Here is a 10,791-nt window from a genome sequence, read left to right on the forward strand (position 1 = left end):
TTGGCAAAAGGCTTTTCCTATACAAACTGAGCGAGAACGTGGGACGTCAAGTTTTTTGATCACACTAATCATATCAAGTTACTTTTGTCAAGTTTTTTGTAAAGAAATATGTTTATAAAGCATAGGCGCGTAAGGGGGGGAGGCAATAGGCAATAGGCAAATAATTTTATTCCCGACTCCCGACTCCCGACTCCCGACTCCCGACTCCCTGCTCCGAGGCTCCCTGCTCCCTTTTATTGTAAATTTTAATTAAATTTTTTTTAAAGAATTTGTAAATCAATCAAGCTGAAGTAAATTTTATGAAATAATCCGAAAACTCGGTAGCTTATTGATTACTATGAAACCTCGGATTTCCCCACTGGTGCCAGCAACTAGCGTGTTGCTGTATTCTCTACTAGCTGCAACTACGGCATTAGGGCAAATTACCCCAGATAATACCCTGGGGAATGAAAGCTCTGTGGTAACCAATCTCAATATTAACGGAATTGTAATAGATTTAATTGAAGGTGGGGCGATTAGAGACAGTAATCTATTCCACAGCTTTTCAGATTTTAATGTAGCCGAGCTCGCAGGAGCTTATTTTGATAATCCTGCTGGAGTTGCCAACATCCTGAGTCGGGTAACCGGAGGTAATGTTTCCAATATTTTGGGGACTCTAGGAGTATTGGGAAATGCTAATTTATTTTTGATCAATCCCAACGGTATTGTCTTTGGTCCCAATAGCAGACTGGATGTGGGAGGTTCATTTTTTTGGAGTACTGCTGAGAGTGTTTTGTTTGAAGATGGTAAAGTTTTCAGCACTAAAAATCCCAATGATAAACCGTTGTTGACTATTAATATACCATCTGGGTTGCAATATGGATCAAATCCAGGAAGTATTACTAATCAATCTAGTCTGTTTCGGGTACCAAATGGTCAAACCTTAGGGCTGATTGGTGGTGAGGTTAATCTTCCTGGTGCTGTTCTAGCTGCATTGGATGGACGGATTGAGCTGGGGAGTGTTGGTGCATTTGGTGTGGTGAACTTGACCCCAACCGATACGAGTTTGGTGTTGGATTATTCAGCAGTTCAAGAGTTTCAGGATATTAGTTTGTCCGATCGTGCTTTTGTCATTACCAGTGGCGAAAGTGGTGGGAGTATCCAGGTGCAGGGGGCTAATGTGAGTTTACGCGATCGCTCTTTTATGTTTGCGGATACCGAAGGGAGTGGCAGTGGCGGTGGGATAGAGGTTCGAGCTTCACAGTTCAGTCTTGAGGGTGGTTCTCTAATAACTACGGATGTATTTAGCTCAGGACAGGGTGGAGATGTGAGTATTACCACTGGGGAGTTAATTGTTTCTGATGGAGCATTTGTTTCAGCTAGCACTTTTGGTGAAGGGGATAGCGGAGATTTGACTTTGAATGTCTCCTCTACTGTTAAAGTGATTGGTATCTCAGCCGATGAGACGTTTCCCAGTGGCTTGTTTGCTGAAACTTTTGGGTCAGGAAATGCGCAAAATTTGAGTATTACCACTGGGGAGTTAATTGTCTCTGATGGAGCATTTGTTTCAGCTAGCACAATCGGTGAAGGGGACAGCGGAACTTTGACTGTTAATGCCGACTCGACTCAACTGATTGGTACCTCAGCTGATGGTCGGTTTGCCAGCGGTTTGTTTACTCGAACTCTAGGGAGAGGAAATGGGGGAGAGTTGAAGATTACCACTGGGGAGTTAATCGTCTCTGATGGAGCACTTGTTTCAGCTAGCACTTTTGGTGAAGGGGACGGAGCAGATTTGACTGTGGATGCCGACTCTACTGTTCAACTGATTGGTAGCTCAGCCAATGGTCGGTTTTTCAGCGGCTTGTTTACTCAAACTTTTGGGAGAGGAAATGGGGGAGAGTTGAAGATTACCACTGGGGAGTTAATCGTCTCTGATGGAGCATTTGTTTCAGCTAGGACTCTTGGTGAAGGGGACGGGGGAGATTTGATTGTGGATGCTTCTTCTAAGATTAAACTGATTGGTACTTCAGCTGATGCTCGGTTTATCAGCGGCTTGTTTACTCAAACTGAAGGGACAAAAAATGCGGGAGATTTGAAGATTACCACTGGGGAGTTAATTGTCTCTGATGGAGCAGCTGTTTCAGCTAGGACTCTTGGTCAAGGGGACGGGGGAAATTTGACTGTAGATGCTTCTTCTACGGTTAAACTGATTGGTACCTCAGCGGATGGTCGGTCTCGCAGCGGCTTATTTATTCAAGCTAATCGAGAAGCAACAGGAAATGCCGGAAGGTTTTTGAATATTACCACTGACAAGTTAATCATCTCTGATGGAGCAGAAGTTAGTGCTAGAAGTTTTGAACAGGGCAGTTCAGCAGGCGAGGTAAAGATTAATGCCAACTCCATCTTCCTTGACAACAATAGCAGGATCACAGCAGAAACAGCAGGAGGAGACGACAGCAATATTAAACTCTTTTCCCGTGACATCCGACTCCTCAACCGAAGCTTGATTCTAACTGACGCTCAGAATACAACCACTGGGGGAAATATAGAAATTGATACTGATACCCTAGTCGGTCTGGGAAATAGCGACATCACCGCCAATGCTCAACAAGGCTCAGGAGGTAGTGTTACCATTAATGCCAAAGGCATCTTTGGTCTAGAATTTCGAGAGCGTCTCACTCCAGACAATGACATCACTGCCACGTCTGAACTTGGCCCATCCTTCAACGGTGAAGTCATACTCAACATCTTACAGGTAGACCCCACCTCAGGCTTAAACGAATTGCCAGGAATCCTGGTCGCGCAATTAAGTAGCAAAAAAACGGGATAAAACGGTATTTAATATCACAAAATAGACATTGACATTTACTTAGCGCTAGAGTATAATCGAGACAATTGACACAGAGTTTTGTGACGATGCCAAGAACATTTGGAGTAGCAAAAAGGAGATCGACTCAAATCGTCCCTGTGGTGGGGATAACCAAGTCGGTTGAAATTGAGTTGCTGTCTACTATGAAAAAGTTAGGCATTGTTAGATCTGAGTCTTACAACAAATTAGGTAGCATCAGTCACTGGAGCCTTGACTGGAAAAAGGCTATCCCGGAAGTGAAGAGCTTCAGGACTCCCGATACCTTGGGGCTACCTGCTAAGTTAATGGATTGGACTATTAATGATGTAGCGAAAGCCATTACAGCGAGCCAGGCGGCCTGTACCGATGCGGTAATCAAGAAAATCTACAAAAGATTTCCGGGGAAGGACAATCAAAAGACCAGAAAAGAACTTTACAAACAGCTTAAGACCTTAGCTTTTCAGCGATTACCACTTCTTCACAGGCTTGTTAGAAAGGAGTTTAAACGAGGGCACTCTTGGGTCAAAAATCAGATAGTTTATCAACAAGTAGGCTATAACTGCAAACGACTCTCTCGTAACACTTACCAGTTAGAACTAGCTGGGCTAAGGAGAGGAAAAAGAAACAAAATAGTCGTTAGGTCTAATCGAAAAATCAAAGGTCAGATCAGGCTGATATACAACCAGCTTCTAGAAAGATTTGAAATCCATTTTTTAGTAGACTATGGGACTGTAGAGATTCCTGCCGACCGCCGAGCTATTGGGGTAGACAAGGGATACACTGAGGCTTTCTATGATTCAGATGGCCAGGCGCACGGAGAGAATCTAGGTTTTGCCGCAACTAAGAAGTCCAATCGAATATGTGCTAAGAATCGTAATAGAGGAAAACTTTGGGCGATTCATAGAAAACTGGAAAAAATCGACCCAGCTAAGTCGGCTCGCATTCTTAAAAATAACTTAACTAGAAAGACAGAAAATAAGCGATACAGGCAAAATCAATCAGAACTTACAGCTATCATAGGAGCCGCTTCAAAGTCCCTTTTCAAGGGAGAATCATTAAAAGTATTTGCGGAAGATTTAACACAACCAATCCGAAATAAACGTCAGTCCAAAGCAATGTCCCGCAAGCTCAATAGTTGGATGAAGGGTCAAATGCGGGACTCCTTAGAAAAATGGGCTAATTGGACTGGGTCGGTTGTTACAGAAGTCCAGCCTAGTTACACGTCGCAAATTGACTCCGTGACTGGAACCCTATTGGGCAAAAGAAGCGGGGACAATTTTACCAGGTTTAATGGGGTCGTGTCGCAGGCTGACCATAATGCTGCAAAGAACATCCTTGCTAGGGGTACAGACTTCGAGATTACTCGGTACATGAATAAAACCGAGGTTCAAGCAGTATTGTTGCGCCGTACCGCGCGTTTCTTGGAAGGTATGGGACTGAGTCTGCTAGATGCAGTTGAGCTTGGATGGATTGGGTAGGTCGGCGGGGTTGCCCCCGCTTCGCCCCCTAAGCACCGTGCGAACAAGTCTCCAAGTACACGGCGCACCTAATTCCTTTTGAACACGTTATTTTTGCGACTTGCTTTTCTTCGATTTCCGGTTTTGTACCTTTTGGCTTTTGTTCCGGGTCTTAGAGGGTTTTTCCATCCCGCTTCTTAACATTTGTTGTATGTCGGGATTAGTCGCACCCAAGGCATGGATGGAGTGATGGCAATCGTTATGCAGGTAGATGAGGTTATCGTATTTGTCGAGACCCCCTAGGCTTTTTGGCATAATATGATGTAGATGCACTTTATCGTAATTACCTAGATTTTGCTGACAGAAGGGACATTTATATCCCTGTCTGTTGGCTATTTTGTCTCGTCCGCTAGAAAGTTTACTCCTCGCCGTTTTTTCTTTCTGCTTGACTTCCCTTTCCTTCCAGTATTCTATTAGTCCTGGGTCGTCTGGGGATTTATCGAAAGTCACTAAAGTGTGTCTTTCAATTCTTGTCCAAGCGAATTTGTTTATGTGATATCCTTCTTCTCCAAATACCCAATTGTCATCTCTGCCGGGACATAATTTACCGAAGTATTTTTTATTAACCCATTCATGAGATTTCTTTGAGTGCTTTCGTCTACCCCACCGTTGGAGTTTCCAGTATACGTAGTTATCAAGCTGTGAGAAGATTTCCTTGGAGACTGCTCCGCTGTGATAGTTGCTCCATCCTCTTATTATTGGATTGAGTTTATGTATCACTTCTCTCTGGGATACCCCTTTGAGTTTTTTGAATTCTTCTTTCAGTTTATTCTTGACTTTCTTTACGCTTTTCTGGGAGGGTTTGATGAGGGTTATTAATCCCGTTTTTCTACTGGTGGTCTTATACTTTCGGAAAGTCCATCCTAGGAAGTCGAATCCTGTGGATACATGGCTTATTTTGGTTTTTTCCTTGGATAGTTTTAGTCCTCTTTCAGATAACCACTTTTCGGTGATTTCCTTAGCGTTCGCCGCATCTTCCTCGCTTTCTGTTAGGATTACGAAGTCATCAGCAAAGCGGACGTAAGTCCTAGGTGTCACGTTGTACCATCCTCCACCATCTTTCTTCCTTTTGTCTCTACTCCATCTGTATTTGATTCCCAATTCTTTTTCTAATCCGTGGAGGGCTATATTGGCCAATAATGGGCTAATTATTCCACCTTGGGGGGTTCCTTCCTCTGTATTGTAGAATACGTCTTTGTAGACATATCCTGCTTTAAGCCACTCTTTAATAAGATGTGTTGCTGGGAAGCTTCCAATGGTTTCTAGGAGTGGTTCGTGGGCGATATTATCAAAACATCCTGAGATGTCTGCGTCTAAGACCCACCATTTCCTGTTCTTTTCACCACATATGTTTTGGAATATCCTTTGTCTAGCATCATGGGCACTTCTTCCTGGCCTGAAACCGTATGATACGGGTTCAAATCTGGCTTCCCATGTAGGCTCTAATGCATTCTTGACGATTGCCTGTAGGCATCTATCCGTCATGCTAGGGATTCCTAATGGCCTTTGTTTTCCGTTGGATTTGGGTATGTAGATGCGTTTTGTTGGGATTGGCTTCCATGCTTTGTAAGTGGTGAGGGCATCGACCATTTCGCCTCTTTCCTTGGGATTAAGTTTTGCCTGTCCATCTATCCCTGGGGTTTTTTTTCCACCATTTATCTGGGTAGCCTGTCTGACGGAAGTAAGGATATTGGAGTAGCTGCGGAGCATTAACCTCTGCAACTTGTTTACCTTTTTCCAGTTGCCTTCACGTGTCGCTTTGAAAATTCTACGTCTAAGTTTCCTAACCATCCGGTAGGCATTTTTCCAGTCTATGGAGTGCCAATTGGTGGTTTGCTCAGTTACGATACCGTCCCCCGAAGGTTTCGATTCTATCTTTTCCATATACAATTAGGGAATCAAAACGTATTTTTTCCTTGGCTCGGAATTAGTTCTGAAATTCAGCACTCTGCACGAGTTGAGGGATTTCCCTCTATCCAACCAGTTATGACCTTCCGGCTTTCCTGTTTCCTTTCGGTTGTTGGCTTTCGCTTGGTTCAGTCTTTTACCGGGCCCAGAGTTAGACCTCCTCTTACGATTTGGCTACCAATATCAATCGACCTAGATATTGGACTCAACCTCGGCTTACCCGGTTACACACATAGAAGATACGAATCTCAGGTTGCCGTCTCTACACCGAGTCCGTTTGTGATTCTGATTGCCCCATCAAGGCGAGGCTAATCCTGGAGCTATTACCTCCATTGTCGTTTTGGCAGAGGTATTGTTTATTACGGTGCCTTATATCAACGGTTCCTACTCGTCAACCTTTTGATTCTTTCCCTGCCTCTGTTCACCTTCTCGACATTCTGGTTTCCTTTGGCTTTACCCTCTAGCTGTGAAACCCATTGATTCGGGAGTAACCTAGTTTTCACCGAGTTATCCATCTCAATACGCTCCTTTGGGTGGGAACTTGGCCTGAATCCTGACCGTGGAAAGGCTCTTACCCCTTTCGCTTCTATGAGCGCCTTCATCGGTCGCCCCTTGACTCCAAACATAGCAAAACTCGGGCTTTCAAGCAACTCCTGGTCGAGATGCCAGGAAAGCCTAGACAGATGAGTGGGAGGCTTAACTCCAATTGCTGACTACCACTCCTCACTCAGGCAATAATAAATTGCACCTTGACCGTCTTATCCGGGTTTATCCCGATTTATCCCGGTTCAAGAGTATCTCGATGCAGAAGCTATCCTGGCTAATGACATTTGTGCGTTTGAAAATAATCGGATTGCTGGGGGCAGTTCCTTTATTATTACTGGCAAAGGCGGTTTACCACCAACTCCAGAAGATCCAGTGATTAATGCCCACAGAACAGTCAGGTGGCGAACTCGTCCTGGCTTACCCAGCACTAGAAAACCATTACCACAGCAACCCAAGGCCTTTGGCCACGCTACGCGAACAGTCACACCCCCTCAAGACAAAAAAGTGATTATCGAAGCCCAAGGCTGGGTAATAGCAAAGGATGGCACGATTATTCTGACTGCGCAACCGTTTAACGGAACTCCTGTGGAGCAGATATTGCCCAATCTTGATTGTCATGTGGGAATAGGGAGTAGGGAGCAGGGAGTAGGGAGTAGGGAGTAGGGAGTAGGGATATGAAAAAACTATCATTTCTAATTGCGATGCTCTTTCAGAGCCACTGCGTGAACGCATTAATAACCTGCTTCCTGCCATCCGGCAAAGCATTATCAAATTCTGTTGTCATCACACCCGATTCCCTTCCCCCCTTATTAAGGGGGGTTAGGGGGGATTCCGATTCCCTTCCCCCCTTATTAAGGGCTAGGGGGGATTCCGATTCCCTAGACCAACAAGCCCAACACCTCTATGAAACAGGTCAATACCAAGAGGCTATCCCGTTGTTGGAGCAAATGATTAGTAACTACAGCAACAGTGGCGACCTTATTGGTGAAATTAATTCCTTAGTCAATCTCGCTTTAGTTTATCAAACCTTGGGAGACCTAGACCAAGCTAAACAAACAATATCCCAGAGTTTCACCAAACTATCCAAACTTGATAATACTACAGAACATCAACAATTACAAGCCCAAATATTAGAAGTTCAAGGACAAGTATACTTATCTCTAGGTCAGGGGGAGAAAGCCTTATCCACTTGGCAGCAAACGAGTGCTATCTACCAAGATATCGGAGACTTAACTAAATTAACAGAAAGTCAGATTTACCAAGTCCAAGCCTTACGAGTATTAGGGTTGTATAATCAAGCTACTAAAACCTTAACTCAAATCCAGGAAACTATCCAAGACCAACCGGATAGCCAACTCAAAAGTACCGCCCTCCAATACCTAGGTGATGTGCTGCGCCGAGTGGGTAAATTCAAGGAATCTCAAGCAATTTTACAACAAAGTTTAGCCATAGCGGAAAACTTACGAGATCAGACTTTGATTGCTGACAATCTGCTCAGTTTAGGAAATACCGCTAGATTAAAAGGAGACACAGCAGACGCAATAGATTTATATCAACGGGTTGTCAAGGAATCTCCCCTAGCAGATCTTAAGATTCAAGGGCAATTAAATCAACTGAGTATAGTAATAGCTCAACAAGAGTGGTCACAAGCCAGAGAGTTATTGCCAGCTATCGAAAATACCTTAACTAAATTATCTCCCAGTAAGACCGCTATCAATGCTAGAATTAATCTAGCCAAAACCCTATTAAAACCGACAACATCACAACTCACATCTCCCAAGGAACTAGCTACTTATCTCGCCGATGCTATTAAGCTAGCTAGGAATTTAGGAGATAAACGAGCCGAAGCTGAAGCCATCGGTAACTTGGGAACCTTATACGAATACAATCAACGTCTTGATGAAGCCCAAGACTTGACGGAAAAAGCCTTACTGATTGCTCAAGAAATCCAGGCTCCGGATTTAGCTTATCAATGGCAATGGCAACTGGGCAGAATTCTGAATCTAAAACAGGATAAAAAAAACGCGAACGCGGCCTATGCTCAATCGGTGCAAACCCTCCAATCTATCCGTAGTGACCTAGTCGCGATTAGTAGCGATCTTCAGTTTGAGTTTCGCGAAAGCGTCGAACCAGTCTACCGAGAATTAGTAGCACTACTCCTAGAACCCAATGCATCTCAAGAAAACCTCAAACAAGCACGAGATGTGATTGAATCCCTACAACTCGCAGAACTAGATAACTTCTTTCGGGATGCTTGTTTAGATACTAAACCCGTTAATATCGACGAAATAGATCCTAACGCTGCTATCTTCTATACCATTATCTTGCCAGACCGCTTGGAAGTAATTGTAACTTTGCCCGGACAACCCCTGCGCCAGATTACTACTAACTTACCTCAAACAGAAATAGAACAACAACTGGCTTCGGTAAAGATAAATATTACTAGCCCTTGGCGAGTCCTGAGAAAGGACAACTTACAAACAATACACGACTGGTTAATCGGTCCGATTCAAGGGGAATTAGCCAACAGTAACATCCGCACTCTAGTATTTATACCAGATGGTGCTCTGCGTGATCTTCCCATGTCTGTGCTTTATGACGGGGAAGACCATTTGATCGAGAAATATAGTATTGCGGTAGCACCTAGTTTACAACTAATCGACTCTCAAGCCAATGTCAGACAAAACGTTTCGGTTCTGAGTGCTGGAGTGACGGAAGTTCGTCCCCATCGTCCCCAATTAGGAGCACTTCCTGGAGTGAAGGTGGAATTAGAGAATATCAAGGCTCAAGTTCCCTCATTGATTTTACTCAATGAATCCTTTACTGAATCCAACTTCAATACAGAAGTTAATACCTCTAGTTACAAAGTGGTTCATCTAGCAACTCATGGTGAATTTAGTTCAGTAGCTGAAGAAACGTTTCTGCTGACCTGGGATGACGTGATCAATCTCAATGAATTAAATAGTCTGATCAGAACCGATCAAAAGCAAGAAAATCCGATTGAATTACTCGTCCTCAGTGCTTGTCAGACAGCCAAAGGAGACTCCCGAGCCGCTTTGGGATTGGCTGGTATCGCCGTGCGTGGGGGGGCACGCAGTACCCTTGCCAGTCTATGGACTGTGGACGATCTTGCCACTACAGAGTTAATGACTCGCTTCTATCAGAGGTTAGCCACAGGCAAGGTTACCAAGGCTGAAGCTCTGCGTCTTGCTCAACAGGAGCTGTTGCAGAGCGAGGCATTTAATCATCCCTTGTACTGGTCGGCTTTTATTTTGCTGGGAAATTGGTTGTGAGGGAGTAGGGTGTAGGGAGTAGGGAGTAGGGAGTAGGGAATCGGGAATCGGGAATCGGGAATCGGGAATCGGGAAGAAATCTTGTGTACCTTATAGTGCGATGCTCTTTTAGAGCCGCTACGCGATCGCAATATTGTAATGCGTTCGCGATCTTGTAGTAAAAAAAATACCAATTAAAGTAGGGTGGGCAAAGTAATATTATCTAGAATACTCTTTTGAACCAAACTGTTTTTGCCCACCCTACAAGCTAAATGAATTGTGATAATTTTTGTTCCCTGTTCCCTGTTCCCTGTTCCCTGTTCCCTTTGCGATAGTATATCAATAGCTATCACTTCGGCTTTGTGAGCATCACGCGCCAAAAAACAAAAGCAATTAAGGATGCATAACCTAATACTGTTAGCCACTCCTGCAAAGTGCCCATACCAAATAAAACTGTGTTATCCATAAATACAAAAGTATTGACTAGAAAATTTAGCGCAACTCTCTGCCGAAGGGAAATAGAGACAGGGGAATTAATTTAAAATGCTGTTGGGCAAAGGGAAGGCCAATAATTGTAATCGCTAAAATTAGCCCTGAGACCAAATGAGCAACGGCAATCTCCCAGCCAAAGACGAGCAGCCAGATAATGTTAAAAATCATATTGAGGAGGCTACCAGCGTCTGACGTTTCCTCAATTGTTCTGCCAAATGGTGCCAGAGTA

Annotated in this window: 7 protein-coding genes; 3 read left to right on the forward strand and 4 right to left on the reverse strand. The window is 44.0% G+C overall.

Translation table 11 applies throughout. The annotated features are described in order from the left end of the window. Positions 1–337: 337 nt before the first annotated feature. Complete coding sequence (locus F6K49_RS29635) at positions 338–2,809, forward strand: filamentous hemagglutinin N-terminal domain-containing protein (protein ID WP_293072231.1); 2,472 nt, start codon at positions 338–340, stop codon at positions 2,807–2,809. 86 nt (positions 2,810–2,895) lie between these two features. Continuing rightward, the gene (locus tag F6K49_RS29640) at positions 2,896–4,305 is read left to right on the forward strand and encodes a transposase (protein ID WP_293072230.1); all 1,410 of its coding nucleotides are present in this window, start codon (positions 2,896–2,898) and stop codon (positions 4,303–4,305) included. An 87-nt stretch (positions 4,306–4,392) separates the two neighbouring features. Here F6K49_RS29640 and ltrA read toward each other — a convergent pair whose 3' ends face one another. Both ltrA and F6K49_RS29650 read right to left on the reverse strand, forming a co-directional pair. Then, positions 4,393–6,228 carry a group II intron reverse transcriptase/maturase gene (ltrA, locus tag F6K49_RS29645; RefSeq protein ID WP_293021688.1) on the reverse strand — a complete coding sequence of 612 codons (1,836 nt, stop codon included), beginning with the start codon at positions 6,226–6,228 and terminating at the stop codon, positions 4,393–4,395. Positions 6,229–7,236: 1,008 nt separating this feature from the next. Next, positions 7,237–7,488, reverse strand: coding sequence for a hypothetical protein (locus F6K49_RS29650; RefSeq protein WP_293069478.1), 252 nt, complete (start codon positions 7,486–7,488; stop codon positions 7,237–7,239). Between the two features lie 32 nt (positions 7,489–7,520). Between F6K49_RS29650 and F6K49_RS29655 the strand changes: the two genes are divergently transcribed. Continuing rightward, positions 7,521–10,091: a CHAT domain-containing protein gene (locus tag F6K49_RS29655; protein ID WP_293083614.1), complete on the forward strand. Its 2,571-nt coding sequence runs from the start codon at positions 7,521–7,523 to the stop codon at positions 10,089–10,091. On the opposite strand, the gene F6K49_RS29660 is transcribed toward F6K49_RS29655, so the two are convergent. Next, entirely contained in the window at positions 10,043–10,264 is a 222-nt protein-coding gene (locus F6K49_RS29660; RefSeq protein ID WP_293069482.1) for a hypothetical protein, read from the reverse strand. The genes F6K49_RS29655 and F6K49_RS29660 overlap by 49 nt on opposite strands. Before the next feature lie 298 nt (positions 10,265–10,562). Then, positions 10,563–10,791 (reverse strand): YccF domain-containing protein (locus F6K49_RS29665; RefSeq protein WP_293102382.1); only part of this gene is annotated, 229 nt, incomplete at its 5' end.

It is taken from the genome of Moorena sp. SIO3I6 (genome assembly GCF_010672095.1).

Excerpts from the sequence above, each read along its gene's own strand:
- F6K49_RS29650 (WP_293069478.1), bottom strand. The coding sequence starts at position 7,488 with ATGATAGTTTTTTCATATCCCTACTCCCTACTCCCTACTCCCTACTCC.
- ltrA (WP_293021688.1), bottom strand. The coding sequence starts at position 6,228 with ATGGAAAAGATAGAATCGAAACCTTCGGGGGACGGTATCGTAACTGAG.
- F6K49_RS29640 (WP_293072230.1), top strand. The coding sequence starts at position 2,896 with ATGCCAAGAACATTTGGAGTAGCAAAAAGGAGATCGACTCAAATCGTC.
- F6K49_RS29635 (WP_293072231.1), top strand. The coding sequence starts at position 338 with ATGAAACCTCGGATTTCCCCACTGGTGCCAGCAACTAGCGTGTTGCTG.